Source organism: Nonomuraea sp. B10E15, assembly GCF_039871615.1.
Taxonomy (GTDB): domain Bacteria; phylum Actinomycetota; class Actinomycetes; order Streptosporangiales; family Streptosporangiaceae; genus Nonomuraea.
The window spans coordinates 31595-49315 of the sequence record NZ_JBDPMB010000025.1 but is presented as its reverse complement, the minus strand read 5'-3'; the positions used below and the strand labels follow the sequence as shown (position 1 = coordinate 49315).

Annotated in this window: 14 protein-coding genes; 10 read left to right on the top strand and 4 right to left on the bottom strand. The window is 74.4% G+C overall.

What is annotated here, in order from left to right; all coding sequences use genetic code 11:
• The first annotated feature begins 10 nt into the window (after positions 1 to 10).
• A complete protein-coding gene (locus ABGB14_RS41980; protein ID WP_347649455.1) occupies positions 11 to 1033 on the top strand; it encodes an aldo/keto reductase in 1023 nt (340 codons plus the stop codon).
• Between the two features lie 15 nt (positions 1034 to 1048).
• On the opposite strand, the gene ABGB14_RS41975 is transcribed toward ABGB14_RS41980, so the two are convergent.
• The gene (locus ABGB14_RS41975) at positions 1049 to 1852 is read right to left on the bottom strand and encodes an NAD(P)-binding domain-containing protein (RefSeq protein ID WP_347649454.1); all 804 of its coding nucleotides are present in this window, start codon (positions 1850 to 1852) and stop codon (positions 1049 to 1051) included.
• A 112-nt stretch (positions 1853 to 1964) separates the two neighbouring features.
• On the bottom strand, positions 1965 to 3152 hold the full coding sequence (locus ABGB14_RS41970; RefSeq protein ID WP_347649453.1) for an erythromycin esterase family protein: 1188 nt from the start codon (positions 3150 to 3152) through the stop codon (positions 1965 to 1967).
• A 90-nt stretch (positions 3153 to 3242) separates the two neighbouring features.
• On the opposite strand from ABGB14_RS41970, the gene ABGB14_RS41965 reads away from it, so the two are divergent.
• The 9 genes from ABGB14_RS41965 (at position 3243) to ABGB14_RS41925 (ending at position 15816) form a co-directional block, all read left to right on the top strand.
• The gene (locus tag ABGB14_RS41965) at positions 3243 to 3926 is read left to right on the top strand and encodes a TioE family transcriptional regulator (RefSeq protein ID WP_347649452.1); all 684 of its coding nucleotides are present in this window, start codon (positions 3243 to 3245) and stop codon (positions 3924 to 3926) included.
• 174 nt (positions 3927 to 4100) lie between these two features.
• Positions 4101 to 6158, top strand: a complete 2058-nt coding sequence (locus tag ABGB14_RS41960; RefSeq protein ID WP_347649451.1) for a hypothetical protein — start codon at positions 4101 to 4103, stop codon at positions 6156 to 6158.
• The gene (locus ABGB14_RS41955) at positions 6151 to 8112 is read left to right on the top strand and encodes a TOMM precursor leader peptide-binding protein (RefSeq protein ID WP_347649450.1); all 1962 of its coding nucleotides are present in this window, start codon (positions 6151 to 6153) and stop codon (positions 8110 to 8112) included. Before ABGB14_RS41960 ends, ABGB14_RS41955 begins: the two co-directional genes overlap by 8 nt.
• Before the next feature lie 40 nt (positions 8113 to 8152).
• Positions 8153 to 9829, top strand: a complete 1677-nt coding sequence (locus ABGB14_RS41950; protein ID WP_347649449.1) for a SagB family peptide dehydrogenase — start codon at positions 8153 to 8155, stop codon at positions 9827 to 9829.
• A gap of 75 nt (positions 9830 to 9904) precedes the next feature.
• Positions 9905 to 10081, top strand: a complete 177-nt coding sequence (locus tag ABGB14_RS41945) for a hypothetical protein (protein WP_347622853.1) — start codon at positions 9905 to 9907, stop codon at positions 10079 to 10081.
• 119 nt (positions 10082 to 10200) lie between these two features.
• Positions 10201 to 12801, top strand: coding sequence for a lantibiotic dehydratase (locus ABGB14_RS41940; RefSeq protein ID WP_347649448.1), 2601 nt, complete (start codon positions 10201 to 10203; stop codon positions 12799 to 12801).
• Positions 12798 to 13808 carry a lantibiotic dehydratase C-terminal domain-containing protein gene (locus ABGB14_RS41935; protein WP_347649447.1) on the top strand — a complete coding sequence of 337 codons (1011 nt, stop codon included), beginning with the start codon at positions 12798 to 12800 and terminating at the stop codon, positions 13806 to 13808. The genes ABGB14_RS41940 and ABGB14_RS41935 overlap by 4 nt, the downstream gene beginning before the upstream one ends.
• Complete coding sequence (locus tag ABGB14_RS41930; RefSeq protein WP_347649446.1) at positions 13805 to 14941, top strand: thiopeptide maturation pyridine synthase; 1137 nt, start codon at positions 13805 to 13807, stop codon at positions 14939 to 14941. The genes ABGB14_RS41935 and ABGB14_RS41930 overlap by 4 nt, the downstream gene beginning before the upstream one ends.
• A gap of 152 nt (positions 14942 to 15093) precedes the next feature.
• Entirely contained in the window at positions 15094 to 15816 is a 723-nt protein-coding gene (locus ABGB14_RS41925) for a VOC family protein (protein WP_347649445.1), read from the top strand.
• Between the two features lie 30 nt (positions 15817 to 15846).
• On the opposite strand, the gene ABGB14_RS41920 is transcribed toward ABGB14_RS41925, so the two are convergent.
• On the bottom strand, positions 15847 to 16515 hold the full coding sequence (locus tag ABGB14_RS41920) for a response regulator transcription factor (protein ID WP_347649444.1): 669 nt from the start codon (positions 16513 to 16515) through the stop codon (positions 15847 to 15849).
• Complete coding sequence (locus ABGB14_RS41915) at positions 16512 to 17600, bottom strand: histidine kinase (RefSeq protein ID WP_347649443.1); 1089 nt, start codon at positions 17598 to 17600, stop codon at positions 16512 to 16514. The genes ABGB14_RS41920 and ABGB14_RS41915 overlap by 4 nt, the downstream gene beginning before the upstream one ends.
• Between the last annotated feature and the right edge of the window lie 121 nt (positions 17601 to 17721).

The following is a 17721-nucleotide window of genomic DNA, read 5'->3' as shown; positions in this document are numbered from 1 at the left end:
ATATCTCGCCATGCACTACCGCACGCTCGGCCGGACCGGGATCAAGGTCAGCCCCTATGCGCTCGGCGCCTTGATGTTCGCCACGTCCGTCGGCAACCCCGACCCCGGCGACTCGGCCCGCATCATCCACAAGGCGCTGGACGCGGGGATCAACGTCATCGACACCGCCGACGCCTACGGCGACTCCGAAGAGGTCGTCGGCAAGGCGCTCAAGGGGCGACGGGACAATGTCGTCCTCGCGACCAAGGTGAGCCGCCCGATGGGTGACGACCCCAACCAGCAGGGCGCCTCGCGGCGCTGGATCATGACCGCGGTCGAGAACTCGCTGCGCCGCCTGCAGACCGACCACATCGACCTCTACCAGATCCAGCGGCCCGACCCCGCCACCGACATCGAGGAGACGCTGTCCGCGCTCTCCGACCTGATCCGCAGCGGGAAGGTCCGCGCGATCGGCACGTCCACGATGCCGGCGTCCGACATCGTCGAAGCCCAGTGGGCCGGCGAGCGGCGCGCTCTGGCGCGCTTCCACACCGAGCAGCCGCCGTACTCCCTGCTCGACCGCGGCATCGAACGCGAGGTGCTGCCGGTCGCCCAGCGCCACGGGATGGGCACGCTGGTGTGGGGGTCGCTCGGGCAGGGGCTGCTCACGGGGCGCGTCCGCAAGGGCCGGCCGAACGAGCTCCGTCGCGCCGGCTTCTTCCGGCACCTCAACGACGAGCGCCGGCTCGACGTCGTCGAACGGTTCGTCTCGCTCGCCGGGGAGGCGGGCCTGCCGATGACCCACCTCGCCATGGCGTTCGCGATCGTTCATCCCGGGGTGACCAGCGCGATCGTCGGGCCGCGCACGATGAGCCACCTCGACGACCTTCTCGCCGGCGTCGACGTGGCACTCGGCGACGACATCCTCGACCGGATCGACGAGATCGTCCCGCCGGGCGCCGACGTCGGCGCGCTCGACCAGGTCCACGTGCCGCCGGCTCTCCAGCAGGCGGGCCTTCGCCGCCGGCCCGTCAGCGACCGCGCCGCCGCCTGACCGCCGCCGGTCCCGCTACCGGCTCTCGAGGTGGGCGACCAGGTCGTCGAGGGCACGGCCGAGGGCTTCGGCGTTGGCGGCGGTGAACCACGTGGTGCGGATGCGTTCGTTGTTCCCCCTCGGGGTCTCGTGGTCGCCCGCGAGCTGGTGCAGGGAACGGGACTCGTCGCTCAGGGCACGCCCGACGCCCTGGAAGAGGCTGCGCACGTAGCGGTCCGCGACGTCGGAGGGGACGCCGCGGCCGACGGCCCACGACGTGAGCGTGGCGACGTACCAGTAGTGGGTGGTGAGCGTTCCGGTCAGCGCGGAGAAGACGTTGAAGGCCGCCTCGTCCTCGACCGGGAGAACCCCTCCCAGGTGGTCGAAGAGAGAGTCGACCACCGGGTGCGACGGGCACGTCACCGTGACGGAGGCGCGCTCGCGGATGGCGGGCAGGGGAATGGCCCGCACCAAGGGGGCGTCGGTGGCGAGCATCCGGCGCAGGTCGTCGTTCCCGACGCCGGTCATCACGTTGACCACGATCTTGTCGTCGTCCACCCTCAGCCCGGCCAGCGCCTCGGACCGGTCATGAGGGCGTACGGCGATGATCACCAGCTCCGAACGGTCCACCACCACCTGGTTGGCGGCGCACACCTGCACACCCTCGTAGCGCTCGGACAGCTCCGCGGCCGTACGGGCTCCCCGAGGAGAGAGGAACACCTCCGGGGAGGTGTCACCTCCGTCACACAGTCCCGTCACGATGGCTCGGCCGATCTCGCCGACGCCGATGATGCCGACGCGCTTCACGTTCACGGTGTCCTCCCCGAAGGCCTTGGTCACCTGTGGTCCTTGGTGACCGTGCCCTCCCGCCGGCGGCGGTGACGGTCGGTCCATCATCGCGTGCTCGGCCGGAGTGCGGGGAAGCGCCTTCGGCGACCGCGGGACGTGGCTGTCAGGCGTCCGCGGCCGGCGCGCGCCCTGGCCAGTCCAGCTTGACGGCCTGCTTGACGAAGACGATGCCGTCGATCGTGCCGAGCTGGGCCTGGTCGAGAGGGAAATAGGCGAAATCGCGGGAAACGCGCTTGGCAGGTTCGGTGACGGCCTCGGCCAGGCGGCGGGCGTCGATGAGAGCCTGATCCCACGGGAGGGTGGACAGGACGCCCTCGGCGGTGTCCGGGTGCGGGGCGTCGTCGCCGACCACGCCGAAGGCCGAGGCCAGGAAGGCGTACCGGTCACCAAGGTGCTTCGCGGTGATCGCCCCCGCGCTCCACCACTCCAGCACCTGGTCGCCGAACGGCATGAGGCTCTTGTTCCGCTGCAGGTGGAGGTTGCTGGCGAAGACCAGGGCCGGGCCGCGCTCGGCGACGGCGCTCAGGTTGGCGGCCATCATCGCGTCCCGCAGGGCCGACAGCCGGGTCCACCGTGCCGGGGAGGCGTCGGCCAGCCAGTAGTGGTAGCGGAGCAGGCCGGTGGCGGTGCGCGCGTACAGCGCCGCCCGCTCCCACTCCTCCGCGCCCAGCCGGGGCGCCTGCGTGTCGAGCAGCGCCACCAGGTCGTCGGCGATCAGGCGCAGCCGCTGGGCGTCGGCGGACCGGCCGATCGACTGGGACGGATCCATGGCCGAGGCCTCGTTCGCCCACCGCTCGTCCGGGCCCAGCAGCGCGTCGAGGGTTTCCCTGGTGCAGGGCAGCGGCCCGTCGAGGAGGGCGTACAGGGCGGTGAGCGCCTGGCGCGGGCTCGCCGCCCAGTACTCCAGAGGACCGTCGAAGCCGTGGAACCGGAGCTTTTCGTCATGCTCCTCGTTGTACGCCCGCATCCAGCGCACGAGCTCGCGGTTGGCCGCGAACGTGCCGAAGTTGTGGCTGAAGCCGCGTTCCATGACGTCGTCGAGCGTGCCCGCGCCCGTCACGACATACTCGTCGACCACGAGGCCCATGAGACAGTCGCTCTCGATGGCGAACGACCGGTAGCCCTCGTGCTCGACCAGGTGCCGGAAGATCTCGTTGCGCGCCTCGCCGAGCTCTCCCACGAAGTGCCTGGCCTCGCCCAGGCCGAGCAGGAGGGGCTGGGCGGGCAACGACCGGAGGAACGCCGAGACGCCCGCGCCGTCGAGCGGCCGGGCGATGTCCTTGATATCCATATGTTCAACGGTATCGTTGAACATTCGGTATAGACTTTTCCCGCAGAATTCCCCCGTCTGTCGCGAAAACTCTCAATCGGTGGTGTATCCATGAGGCCGGTGGACCTGGCGCGCGAGCACGGCCTGTCCACGCAGGCGGTCAGGAACTACGAGGAGGCCGGCATCCTGCCCGCCGCCGAACGCACCGCCCACGGCTACCGCACCTATACGCCGCTGCACGCCCAGGCGCTGCGCGCGTTCCTCGCCCTGGCGCCCGCGCACGGCCACCAGACGGCCACGTCGATCATGCGGGCGGTCAACCGGGACGCCACCGAGGACGCGCTGCGGCTCATCGACGAGAGCCACGGCCAGCTCCTCGACGACCGGCGCACCCTCCAGGCCGTCGAAGCCGCGCTCCGCGATCTGGCGCCCGTGCCTCAGGAGCGCGGCGACACGTTCATCGGCCCGCTGGCCAGGAGGCTCGGCATCCGCCCCGCCACCCTGCGCAAATGGGAGAAAGCAGGGCTGGTCCGGCCGCGCCGCGATCCGCAGACGGGCTACCGGGTCTACAGCGCGGCCGACGTACGGGACGTCCGGCTGGCCCACCAGCTGCGGCGGGGCGGCTACCTGCTGGAGCAGATCGCGCCGCTGATCGCTCAGGTGCGCTCCGCCGGAGGCGTCGCCCCGCTCGAGTCGACCCTGCGCGACTGGCAGGCCCGCCTGTCCTCCCGGGGCCGCGCCATGGTCAAGGGCGCCGCCGCGCTGGACGCGTACCTCCGGGCCCGCGAACCCTGAGCCCGCGTCACCAGCAGCTCATCGTGACGGAGAATGCTCACGGCCTGGCGGCTTATCCGGTAAGTGACATTCCGTGAACACAAGCAGAATTTCGCGATTATATCTGGATTCAGATGTACATCAAAGAGGTTTTATGGGTTTACATAAACGGTTTCCGTTTCTAACATCGCGGTTATGGGAGCGCTCCCAAACGCCGATCCGGCGATGAGACCGCAGCTACGCGACGACGTACGGTTCGTCGAATGCCCCGACGGTGCTTACGTGCACAGCGACTACGGTGCGTGCACACTGCGAGGGCGGCAGGCGTACGCCTGGCTGGCCAGGCTGGCACCCGCACTGACCGGCCGCCACACCCTGGCCGAGCTCACGGCGCAGCTTGCCGGCGACCGGCGGGCCATGGTCGAGCGGCTGGTGGGCCAGCTCGCCGAACAACGGTTCGTGGTGGACGCGCGACAGGCGCGGCCGCACGGGCTGACCGGCGCCGAACTGCGTGCGTACGCGGAGGAGATCGCCTTCATCGGCTACGCGCTCGACTCGCCGGAGTCGCGGTTCGAGCGGATACGGCGCACCCGCCTCGTGCTGACCGGCGCGGGCCCGCTGCTGGAGGCGCTGGCGGGGGCGTGTGCCGGCTCGGGGTGGCGGCGGGTCACGGTGATCTGCCCCGCTCCTGAGGCGGCCGTCCGGGCCGCGGACGCCGCCCGCCGCGACCCCGGCCAGGAGATCAGGACGCTCTCCTCCGCCGGCGACGCCGGCGTGGTCCGCCGGACGATCGCCGACGATGCCGACGTCGTGCTCCAGGTGAGTGCCGACCTCGACGAGCTGGTGGCGACGGCCCGCGCGTGCGCGGCGGCCGGGGTCGTGCTGGGGCAGGCCCTCGTCGCCTCCGGGGAGGTCTGGCTCAGCCAGGTGGGACGGCCCGCGGTGACAGCGGCGGAGTCGGGCTGGCACCGGCTGGCCGGGCTGCCCGCCGCGGTTCCGGCCCCACCGGAGGAGGACCTGCTGTCAGGCCCGGTGCCCACGGTGGTCGCCGCCATGACGGCGCTCGCGTGCTTCGCTCACGTCACCGGGCTCGACACGGGCTCGGAACGCATGCTCACCAGGGTGGACCTGCGCACTCTCGACACGGTCCCGCACCGGTTCCTGCCCCATCCCCGGGCGGGCGCCCGTCCTGGCGCAGGCACGGCAGCGATCAGCGGGCTGGCGGAGGCGCTGGCCGGAGCGCCGGGGACCTTCCCGGCGGAGAAGGCGGCATCCGCCGCCGACGCGGAAGGACTGATCGGCCTCACCGCCGAACTGGTCGGCTCCCGGCTGGGGCTGCTCGGCATGCTGGACGAGCAGGCGCTCACGCAGTCCCCTCTGGCGGTGTGCCAGGCGGTCGTCTCCGACCCGCTCGGCGTGCTGCCCGGGTGGGCGCCGCAACCGATGGCGTACGGCTGGGGGCCGGACCAGCGCGCAGCCCGGCTGCGCTGCCTGCTCGCCGCCCTCGCCACGTACGGCCTGCTGGCCCTGGACCCCGGCGAGGAGGACGTGGTGTCGGGTGTGGAACTGCCGGACGGGCGGCCTCGCCGCGTGCCCGCGGCGGACCTCCGGCTCGCCGGCACCGGCACGCCGCACCCGCCTGTCGGCACCGGCGCCGGCCTGAGCTGGCCGCAGGCCCTGGCCGCCGGCCTTCGGGCCCACTGCGAGCACCTGCTGGCCACCCGCCTGCCTGCCACCCCCGATCACCACACCGCTCCCGAACACCACACCGGCCCGGCTCGCACAGCCGCCCCGGCCGCCTTCCCGGCACCGGCGGCGGACCCCCCAGGGGAGGGCGCGCCGCTGACACCTTCGGGAGACCCGGTCGCCGAGGCGCTGTTGCGCCAGCTCACGCTGGCCGGTGAGACCCCGCGGATCCGCGACCACACGGCCGTCCTCGGGGTGCCCGCCGTCGCACTGACGGTCCCGGGCCGGGAGCCGCTCGTGTCCGTGGCCGCCACCGTCTCGGACGCGCTGCGCGACGGCCTGGAACGGCTGCTGCTGCGCTGGCAGTCCAGGACCACCCGGCAGCACGCGTACGCCGGGGCCCGTCCCCTCTGGCCGCCGGACGGCGACCCGTCCCAGGCCGTGCGGACGATGGCCGGGGCGCTGCGCCGCGCGGGCAAGGTGCCGGTGGCGGTGCCGCTCGACGGCGATCCCGAGGCGGCCAGGCTCCTGCCCTTCGTCACCCGAGTCGTCCTGCTCGATGGCTGAGGCCACCATCACCACGGTCCCGTCCGACCCGGACCCTGACCTGGTGACCGTCCTGGGCGGTGGCCGCCTGCACGCGGCCATCAGGGAAGCCCTCACCACCGGACCTGGAGGCGGCGCCATCGTCGTCGCGAGCGACGCCGACGACGTGCGGCCGTACCCCGCGGTGGCGCGCCGCGCGGCCGGGCGGGAGGTGCCGTGGCTGCCGGTGCGTGTCGAGGCCGGCTGGGTGCTGGTGGGCCCGTCGGTCCGCCCGTCCCGGCCCGGCTGCCCGACCTGTGTGGGACGCAGGCGCGCCGGCAACCGGCCGGACGCGGTGGCACGTGACGCGCTGCGCGCCTTGTGGGCCGCCGAGCTCGACTCGCGGCCCAACGCCCTGCTCACCCCGCTCGTCTCACGTACGGTCGCCGCGCTGGTCGCCGACGAGGTGCGCCGGCTGCGGCACGACACCGGCTCCGCGCGGACCGTGGGCGCGCTGCTGAAGGTCCACCTGACGACGGCCGCGGTGCGCCGCCATCCGTTCCTGCCGGACCCGCTCTGCCCGGACTGCGGGGCGCGCCCTGACGACGGTCCACATTCCGGACGGTACGTCTCGCGCCCGGCGCCCAAGCCGGACCGGGGGACCTTCCGGGTCAGCGGGATCAGCGGCCGGGAGTCGGAACTGGAACAGCGGTTCGTCGACGCGGAGACCGGCATCGTGCAGGCCCTGATCAAGGAGGAGCACGGCGGCGGCCCGATGGCCGTCGCGCGGCTCAGCCCGGCCCGCACCGAGCACGAAAGTCACCACGGCTACGGCCGCAGCGACGACTTCGCCTCCGCTCGGGCCACCGCCGTCGCCGAGGCGCTGGAGCGTATCGCGGGCATCCACCCGCGTGGCCGGCGGACCGCCGTACGCGCCGCGTACGTGGACATCGCCGGCCAGGCCCTCGACCCGCGCACGCTGGGCCTCTATCCCGACGACTGGTACGACCAGCCGGGTTTCCTGTTCACCCGCTTCGCCCCCGAGCGCCCCACGACCTGGGTGTGGGCCTACTCCTTCGCCCGCGACGCCCCGGTGCTGGTGCCGGAGAGCTACGCCTTCTTCGGCCCCCGCCCGGCGGACGACCTCGGCTTCGCCTACGAGTGCTCCAACGGCTGCGCCCTGGGAGGCCACCCGGCGGAGGCGATCCTGTACGGCCTGCTGGAGGTGGCGGAGCGGGACGCGGCCCTGGCCACCTGGTACGCCCGGATGCCCATCCCGCGGGTCGACCTCGGCTCGGCCGCCGACCGCCGCATCCCGATGCTCGCCCAGCGGGTACGGGACCGGCTGGGGTACGAGGTGCACGCGTTCGCGGCGCTGCTGGAGCAGCGGGTGCCGGTGTTCTGGGTGATGGCCGTCGACGCGCTGGGCCGGCCGGACCGGCCGCGTGCGCTGTGCGGGTCCGCCTCGCACCTGGACCCGGAACGAGCGCTCCGCCGGGCGCTGGAGGACCTGGTCCCGATGCTGGCCGGCCATGTCGAGCGCTACGACCCGGTGTCGTCGGCGCGGCTGGCGGCCGACTCCGACGAGGTGCGGCTGCTGGAGCACCATCCGCTGGTCTACGGCCACCCGGACGCGTTCGGCCGGCTGGGCTTCCTGCCGCTCGAAGGATCCTCGCTGACCGTGGCCGAGGTGGCGGCCCGGGTGGGCTGGCCCGGGCACGACGACCTCTGCGCGGACCTGGCCGAGCTGGCCGGGCGCTATCTGGCCGGCGGGCTCGACGTGATCGCCGTCGACATCACCTCGCCGGAGGCGCGGGCATGCGGCCTGCACGCCGCGAAGGTGTTCGTGCCGGGGACGATGTCCATGACCTTCGGGCACCGCTACCGGCGCGTCCACGGCCTGCCGCGGCTGCTCAGCCTGCCGCGGCTCCTCGGCTACCGGGACCGCGACCTGCGGCCCGCGGAGCTGAACCCGTACCCCCATCCGTTCCCCTGACCGGTCTCCACGGAGGAAGCGAGGCGGACGCCGCGTGCACATGACCACGGCGACGAGCGCGCCAGGCGCGGCCACGAGCCGCTACCTGGCCGCCATGCGGAACCGGGGGCCGCTGTCCATCGACTGGGCGGCCGCGCCGACCCGGCACAAGCGCTACCCCGGCGCCGAACGCGTGCGGCTGCCCTGGACCGCCGGTGACGGCCCGGCCCTGGGCCTGCTCGGCGAGCTGCTGCGGGACCTGCTCGGCATGACCAGGACCGTGTGGTCCCACCACCTCGGCGACGGCGGCGAGCCTCTGGGACGGCCGCCCATGCTGCTCACCGGCCGGCCCGCGCCGTCGGGCGGAGGGTTGTACCCGATCGAGGCGTACGCGGCCGCGGGCGGGCCGCGCCTGCCCGGCCTGCCCTCCGCCCTCTACCACTACGACCCGGTGCACCACGTGCTGGAGCGCGTGCGCGACGACGACCACGTCCCTGCGCTGACCGGCCTGCTCACGGACGTCCCTGTGGACAGCGCTCCGGCGGACCTGGCGATCCTCCTCTCCGCGGTGTTCTGGCGGTCGATGTTCAAGTACGGCGACTTCGGCTACCGCCTGATCTGCCAGGAGACCGGCGTCCTCGTGGCCCAGGCGCTGGCCGTGGGCGGGCGGCTGGGGCTGGCCGGCCGGGCCCGCCTGCGCTTCCCTGACGGCGAGATCGACCGGCTGCTCGGTCTCGACGGCGTCCGGGAGGCCGCGCTGGCCGTGCTCACCTTCACCCTGCCGTCCGGCGGGGCACGGCCCCCGGACACCGGGCGGCCGCGCGCCTCCTCCCCGTCCGGGAGGCCGCTGCCGGCGTCGTCCCCGGCCGGGGAGCTGATGTCCCGGCCGGTCGCCGATGAGAGCAGGCCGCTGCCCAGAACGATGCCCGACGGCCACGCCGCCGCCCTGCACCGGGCCTGCGCGTCCGCCTTCCCCGGCTCGCCACGTTCCGCGGACGCGCCGCGCTCCCCCGGTTCGCCTGAACCGGCCGTCGTGCCGCCGCCCCGGCCCCGGGTGCGCGCGGGCCGGGCGCTTCCGGCTCCCGAGCCCGCGGGCGGTGCCCACCCGGCCGCGGGAGTGCCGCGCCGCACGTCGCCGGTCGCCGGCTACCGTCCGGTGCCGCTCACGGGCGGGGCGCTCGGCGCGGTGCTGGCCGCGGCCGGCGGCGGCTACCCCGCCGATCTGCCCGGCGCCGCGACGGGACCGGCCGCGACGGCGCTGTGCCTGCTGTCCCTGCGGGTGGAGGGCCTGCCCCGCGGCGCCTACTGGTACGACCCGGCCCGCCACACCCTCCACGAGCTGGCCGGGGCCGGCGAGGTGGAGGCCGTGGCCACCGGGCGGCTGCTGGCCAACACGCGGGTGGCGCTGCGCGGGGCCGCCGCCGCGCTGGTTCCCGTGGGCGATCCGCTCGCGGGCGCGAACCTGTTCGGGGACCGCTGGTATCGCATGCAGCAGATGGAGGCGGGCCTGGTCGCGCATCGGGCCGCGCTGGCCGCCGCGGCGCTCGGCCTGGCCGCCCGCATCCACTCCGACGGCGCGAACGAGACCACCGACGAGGTGCTCGGCCTCGCCCCGACCTGCCTGAGGAGCCTGTCCTTCCTGGCGATGGGCACCCCACCGACCGGCGGGCCCCTGGTGGCCCGCCACATCCCGGTCCTCGCCGACGAGGAGGTGGTGCCGGATCCGACGCCATCGTGACGCGTTCGGATCGACCGAGTTCATCAGCTGTGTCCATCAACTGTGTTCATCACATCCCCATGTCAGGAGACACACATGTCGGAGAACCTCAAACTCGACCTGCGCGGCCTGGACGTCGACTCCATCGACGTCGTGTCGGCCGACTCCATCGTGGCGGAGGGGCACGGCGCCATCGAGACCGGCGCCTCCTCCTCCCCCGGCTACTGCTCGTCGTACCTGACGGCGATGAGCTGCTGGGCTCCGGAGCTGTAGAGCCGGCGTCGGCCCTCCGGTGAGCTGCGTACGGCCACCGGTATGACGAGCAGGGCCGAGGGCGCCCGTGCCGTGGGCGCCCTCGGCCCCTGACGAACCCCTTCGAGGAGCGCGTTCCTTTGACCTATGTAGCGCACGCCGTCCCCGTCGCGGGGGACGGCGACTCTGCCGGGCTCGCCGATCCCGATTATGCCCTGTCGCCCGTTCTGGCAGTCCGCGTCGCGGGGCTGCCGGTGGCGGGGCTCGACCGGATGCGCTGCACCCGGACGTGGCGGCTGGTGGACGAGCTGGCGAACGTCTCGGCCCGGCTGCGGCGGGAGGGCGCGGAACTGTCCGGTCCGTTGCACGATGTGATCGGCGGCGTGGCGGCGGGCCCGCTCAGGTCCGGGCTGGTGGCGTTGCGGCGCGCGGTGTTCGCGGGGCGCCGGCCGGGCGGCCCGGCCGCGTCCGCCGGGGTGCTGGCGGCGCTGCCCGCGGACCTGGCCGCCCGGATCAGCGCGTGGACCACCCTGCGGCAGCGCGCGGAGACGTTGCGCGGCGCGCTGCCCGCCGTGCTGGCGGAGGAGTCGCGGGAGAAGACGGCGGTGCTGCGCGAGGCGGTGTCCGACGCCGGCTTCCGCCACGGCCTCGCCCAGGGCAGCGCGGTGCTGGCCGGCCGGCTCGAAGCCTGGCTCGCCGGCCCCGCCGACCGCCCGCCGGACCGGCAGGAACTGCTGCGGCTGGCCCGCTACCTCGCCCGGGCGAGCGTCAAGACCAGCCCGTACGCCACCTTCACGCTCAGCGGCCTGGGCCGGTGGGAGGCGGACGGTCCCGCCGTGCGGACCGGCGGCGAGCCGGCCTGGCACGTCATGGTGGAGCTGGACCGGGCGGTCCTGCGCCCGCTGTGGGCGGCGCTCACCCGGCACCGGCGGGTGCGGGAGCGGGCCCGATTGCGCGTCAACCCGTCCGCCGCCGACGACGGCGACCGGATCTGGTTCCTCGGCTACGGGCACGGCGAGCCGCTGTCCGGGGTGGCCGCGAGCCCCGCGGTGCGGGAGGCTCTCGCCTGGGTGCGCGGGCGGGACTTCGCCACCCTGGCCGCAGCGCCGGGGGTCGAGCCGCTGGTCGACGCGGGACTGCTCGAACTGGTCCCGCCGTACGACGAGCAGGGCGCCGACCCTGTGGGGCGGCTGGCGTCGTGGCTGGCCGAGGACGGTCCGGCGCCGTACGCGCGGGCCGTCGGCCGGGTCGCCGAGGCGCTGCGCGACGGTGTCACCCACCCCGGCGACGGCGCACGCACGGCCGGGGACGTGCGTGCGGCGCTGAGCGAGGTGCTGCCGCCGGGGCCGTCGCTGCCCGGCAAGAACCTGCTCTGGCACAGCGCCGTCATGCCCGGCGTGGCCGGACGGCTGAGCGCGACGGCCTGGCGCGGGGTGTGCGACGACCTCGACGCGCTGCGCGGGCTGCTCGGCCTCTTCGACCCCGACCTGCCCGTCAAGATCGCCGCCACCGCGTTCTTCCTGGACCGGTACGGCCCCGGCGGGCGGATCGCCGCCGTGGACCTCTACCGCGAGATCCACCGGCAGGCGCCGGGCGAGGGCGGGGCGCTGCTGCGCGGCATGCTGCGCGACCCGGTCGCGGGCACGCGCGCGATACCGGGCGCCGAGCACCCGCCCGGCCTGACGCGGCTGACGGAGCTGCGGCGCAGCTTCTGGGAACGGGCCGGCGCCGGGCCCGGCGGCGGCGAGCCGGTGGTGGAGCTGACGGCGTCCCGCCTGGCCGCCATGGCGGAGAGCTGGCCGCGCTTCGTCCGGCCGCCGGGGTCGATCTGCTGTTACCTGCAGGCCGTGCCGGGCCCCGGCGGCGTGCGCGCGGTCGTCAACTCGGTCTCCGCCGGGTACGGGCGCGGGCTGTCGCGGCTGCACCGGCTGGTCACCCTGGCCGGAGGGGAGGCGCCGCCCGCCGCCGGCCTGCGGGCGGCGCAGGACGGCGTCATGGTGGCCGAGTGCCGCGGGCTCGTCGGCGGCGGCCTCAACGTCCGCCCCGCCACCGCCGACCTCGCCCTCGACCACCCCTTCACCGCTCCCGACGCGCACCTCCCGCGGGTGTCGCCTGCGGAGCTCGTGGCCGGCTACGACCCCGGGTGCGACCGGCTGACGCTGTTCGACGGTGCGGGCCGCCCGGTCAAGCCGGTCCACCTGGGCATGACGGCCCAGTACTGGCTGCCGCCGTGGTTGCAGTTCCTGGTGCGGGCGTTCGGCGAGCCGTCCACGGCGATGGTGCCCGGCTGGGTGTTCCGCACCCGGGCCGAACCGCCTGACGAGGGCGTGGTGGAGCGCTGGCCGCGGATGGACCTCGGGCGGGTGACGGTCGCGCGGGCGGTCTGGCGGCTGCGAGCCGGGGCGTTCCCGGTGCCGGCCAAGGGCGAGGGCGAGGCCGCGTACCTGCCCAGGCTGGCCGAGTGGCTGGCGCTGCACGGAGTGCCCCGCCGGTTCTTCGCCCGGGTGGTGGATCTCCGGCGCGGCCTGCTGGCGGGCCTGCTGAGCAAGGACCGAAAGCCCATGTACGTGGACGTCACCGACCTGCTGCTGCTGACCGGGTTCGTCCGCACGCTGCGTGACCCCGGCGCGCTGCTAGTGCTCGAAGAGGCGCTGCCCGACCCCTACCAGGCGCCCCGCTACGGCGCGGGCGGCCGCGTCACCGAGTACGTCGTGCAGCTGTCGGAAAGGCCGGGCCGATGACGGCGGCGCGGGAGGACGCGGCCACCGGTGACGGCTGGGTCGGCGCGCACCTGTTCCATTTCGGCGACCTCGACCCGCTGATCACCGGCGTGGTGGACCCGGTGACGCGGGAGCTGGCGGCGGACGGCACCGCGCGCCGCGCCTTCTTCCTGCGCTACTGGGAGGGCGGCCAGCACGTGCGGCTGCGGCTGGAGGTGCCGGACCCGGCGCTGCGGCCGCGCGTCCAGAACCTGGTACGCGAGCGGGCGGCGGCCCACTTCGCCGCCCGCCCGTCCCCTTCCGTCGACGCGGCGGCCTACCGCGCCTTCGCCGCCGCCATGGCGAGGGGCGAGCGGCGCACGCACTACGACGAGCGGCTGCACCCCGCCGGCTCGGTCGCGTTCATCGGCTACCGGCCCGAGCACGAGGCGTACGGCGACGCCGCCTGCGTGGCCGCCGCGGAACGGCATTTCGCGGTGTCGAGCGGGCTCGCGCTGGACGTGTTGCGCGCCGGGACGGAGATGGGCCGGCGGGCGGCGATCGGGCTGGCCGCGCTGACCATCGCGGCCGCCGTGTGCGAGCCCGACCTGGCCGCCGCCGCGCGCCGCCTGGCCAGGGCCGCCCGCGAGGCGCCGGGCGCCGGTCTCGCCCCGCCCGCTCCCGGCAGCGAGGAGGATTGGCGGCGCCGCGAGAGCGCCCTGCTCTCCCAGACGCGCAGGTTGTGGGACACGCCCGAGTCGGGCGGCGACCTGCTGGCCGCGTGGGCTTCGTCGGTGCGCGCGCTCCGCGACGACCTCGACGCGCTGCGCTCCGCCGGCCGGTGCGCGCCGCTCGACCCGGGCTCGCCCCACGCGTTCTTCGCTTTGGCCGCGCCGCCGGAGCGGCGCACGGTGTCGCTGATCCTGATGCGCTGCGCGCATCTGCTCCACAACCGGCTGGGGCTGCGCGCAGGAACCGAGCAGCACATGTCGTTCCTGGCGGGCCGTGCCATCGCCGGCCTCGCCGACTCCCGGAGGTGGTCCCCTTGACCGGCTTGCCCGATTCCGACGCTCCCGCCTGGCACTGCGTGCACGTCCACTACCACGCGCCGGACAAGGACGGCCTGCTGCTGGACGCCGTGCGGCCGCTCCTCGACGGGCTGCGCGGCCAGGTGGCGGCGGCGTACGTGCTGCGCCACTGGCGGCAGGGCCCGCACCTGCGGATCAACGTCAAGGCGGAGCCGGCCGTCTGGCGGCGGGTCGTGCGCCCGCGCGTGGCCGAGGTCGTCGGCGGCTGGCTGCGCGAGCACCCCTCGACGGCCGTGCTCGACCCGGCCGAGAGCCTGTCCAGGCACCGCCTGCTCGCCCTGCGCGAGCAGGAGCGCGGCCCGCTCACGCCGTGGCCGCCGGACAACTCCATCCGCGACGCGCCGTACGACTCGCGCCGGCACGTGCTCGGCAGCGACGAGGCGGTGGACCTGCTCACCGCGTTCTACGTCGATGCCACCCCGCTGCTGTTCGGCATGCTGGAGCACGTGCGCGCGGGCCGCGACAGCAGGATCGGGCTGGCGCTGAGCCTCATGCTGACGATCGCGCACACCTCGCAGCGCATCGACCGCAGCTACCTGTCGTTCCGGATGCACGCGGAGGGATACCTCACGTGGGCGGCAGACCCGGATGGCGCCCGCGCCCTCTTCGAGCGCGGCTTCAGGGAGCGGCGCGCGGCCCTGACGCAGCGTGTGCGCGAGGTCGTCGCCTGCCTGGACGACGGCGGCGCCCCGGCCGTCCCGTTCGTACGGGAGTGGGCGTCCCTGCTGGAGCAGTACCGCAGGCGGGTCGCGGCGCTGGACGACGGCCGGCTGATCCAGCCGATGATCGGGCCGGGCGAGGCCCTCCGGGTGCGGCCGGGCGACCCGCCGGCGCCGCGCCGCGAGCCGAGCGAGCTGCAACGCCTGGTCTTCGACAATCCCGCCTACCACGAGGCGATCTTCGCCGACCCCGCGTTCCGGCGCTACCGGGTGCTGCTCAACTACACGTACCTGCACCTGACGCGGCTCGGGCTCACCCCGCTCGACCGGTTCAGGACCTGCCATCTGCTGGCCGACGCGGTGGAGGACGTCTACGGCCTGTCAGGGCTGGACGCCCTGCGCCGCTTCGCCGGCCGCCCGGCGGCCGCCGGCTGACGTCGATCCTGCGACGGCGGTCGAGCACGCCTGGGGTCGCCTGAAATGCGTTGGCTTCGTACGCATCGGCTGGGCTAGCGTTGCTGCCGTCACGCGCCAGGACGACGCGCTTCCGCCCGCGTCCCGGCGAGTCAGCAGATAGGAGACGCCGGATGGCTGCCCAGCTCGTCGCGCTCTGCATCGATGCCAACGACCCGCCCGCTCTCGCCCGCTTCTGGGCCGGGGTCCTGGGCTGGGAGATGGTCGACGACCCCCACGACGGGCTCGTGCTCGTGCCGGGCGACGACACCGGGTTCCGCATCCGCTGCCTGCCGACCCAGGAGAAGAGGACCGCCCCGAACCAGATCCACTTCGATCTGACCAGCGCGACCCACGACGACCAGCAGCGGACGGTGGACAGGGTGCTCGCGCTCGGCGGGCGCCACATCGACGTCGGCCAGCGCCCCGAGGAGGGTCATGTGGTGCTCGCCGACCCCGAGGGCAACGAGATGTGCGTCATCCCGGCGGGCAACAACTTCCTCGCCGACTGCGGGTTCGTCGGAGCGCTCTCGTGCGACGGCACGCAGGAGGTCGGCTACTTCTGGAGCGAGGCGCTGGGGTGGCCGCTGGTCTGGGACCAGGACCAGGAGACCGCGATCCGCTCGCCGCACGGAGGTCCGAAGATCACGTGGGGTGGTCCTCCGGTGGCGCCGAAGACCGGGAAGAACAGGCTCCACTTCGACCTCGCTCCGCCTGCCGGCGGGGATCAGCAGGCGGAGGTCGACCGCCTGGTCGCCCTCGGAGCCACGCGCGTCGACATCGGCCAGCGCGAGGTCAGCTGGGTCGTGATGGCCGATCCCGACGGCAACGAGTTCTGCGTGCTGGCCCCCCGATAGCGTTCGCCGCCCCGCATCGCGCGGCGGCCCCTACGGACGCCCGTGGCCGGGCGTCACCAGCCCGGCCTCGTAGGCGACGATCACCGCCTGGGCCCGGTCGCGCACGCCGAGCTTGGCGAACAGGTCGCTCGCCCGGTTCTTCACCGTCGACACCGACAGCCCCAACTCCTCCGCGATCTGCGCGTTCGACAGGCCACGCGCGATGAGCTCCAGCACCCGCAGCTCGCGCTCGCTCAGCACGGACAACTCGGCGGGCGTCACGACCGCGCGCGGGCGGGACGGGCGCACGAAGGTGCCGATCAGGCCGAGCAGGAGCCGGGGCGCCACCGTCGCCTCGCCCCGGTGCACGATCCTGATGCCTTCGATCAGCTCCTCCGGCGACACGTCCTTGGGCAGGAAGCCGGACGCCCCCGCCCGCAGCGCCGCCACCACGTGCTCCTCCAGGTCGAACGTGCTCAGCGCGAGCACTCTGACCTCCGGCAGCTCGGAGATGATCCGCTCGGTGGCGGCCACCCCGTCCATGTCCGGCATGTGCAGGTCCATCAGGACGACGTCCGGACGCAGGTCGTGGCTGAGGCGTACCGCGTCGAGCCCGTCGGCCGCCTCCCCCACCGGGGTCAGATCGGGTGCGGTGTCGAGCAGCAGGCGCAGCCCGACGCGGACGACGGCGTGGTCGTCCACGAGCAGTACTCTGATCACATCGTCTCCGGCAGCGGGATGCGGGCGTGTACGGTGAAGCCTCCCTCAGGGGAGGGCCCGGCGCGGATCTCGCCGCCGCACAGCGACACCCGCTCGGCCATCCCCGCCAGCCCCAGTCCCGGTCCGGCGGTGCCCGGACGGGCCGGCCCGTCGTCGTCGATCTCCACCTCCACCCGATCGGGCAGGTACGCCAGCCGCACCCGCGACCGGGCCCCGCCCGCGTGCTTGCGCGTGTTGGTGAGCGCCTCCTGGACGATGCGGTAGACCGCGTGGTCCACGGTCGTCGGCAGGACGACGGCCTCACCCGAAACCTGCAGCGTGGCGTTGCCCGACGCGTCGACGAGCGCGGGCAGCCGCGCCACCCCGACGCCTGCCTGGTTGTCGATCGGCTCGCCGTCGGTACGCAACACGTCCAGCAGGCGGCGCATCTCCGTCATCGCCTGGCGGGCCGTTTCCTCGCCGGTGAGCAGGGCGGACCGGGCACGTTCCGGGTCGGTCGGGATCGTCCGCCTGGCCACGCCCATGTAGAGGCCGACCACGCTGACGTGGTGGGCGATCACGTCGTGCAGTTCGCGGGCGATGCGGCGGCGTTCCTCGCGTACCGCGCTCTCGGCGACCTGCTGCTCGCGCCGCTGGGACAGCTCCGCACGCAGGCGCTCGGCGTACCCGACCGCCACCGGGTACGCCGGGGCGAGCGTGACGGTCAGGAACATCAGGAACGGGGCCGTCGCGGGCGCCGGGCCGAGGACGACGACGCCGCCGGCCACGGCCAGGACCGCCGTGACGATCGACGTCGGCGCCGAGGTGTGCCTGCCCACGGCGAAAAGGGCGATGAGCATGGCGCTGACCGGCGCGTCGTACGTGGGCGGCTGTATGCCCGCCAGGTAGAGGACGGCGACGAGAGCGGCCACGACGATCGGATGCCGCCGGCGCGCCGGCATCAGTCCCGCGGCCGCCACCGCGATCAGCACCACCCTGCCGTCCAGCCCCGCGGCGGGGGAGCCGAGAAGCTCCGCCGCCAGCACCACCGCGGCGATCGCGGCGTCTCCCGTCCAGGGACGGCTCTTCCAGGCCTTGACGATCATTTCTCCAACGCATCACGAACGGCGGCCGCATGGCAATCGCCGGACCGGCCGGCTCGTGATCCCTGGACGCTCCCGCGGCCGGTGGCGGGACGCACGGCGCCCGCGCGGCGGGTGCCTCCAG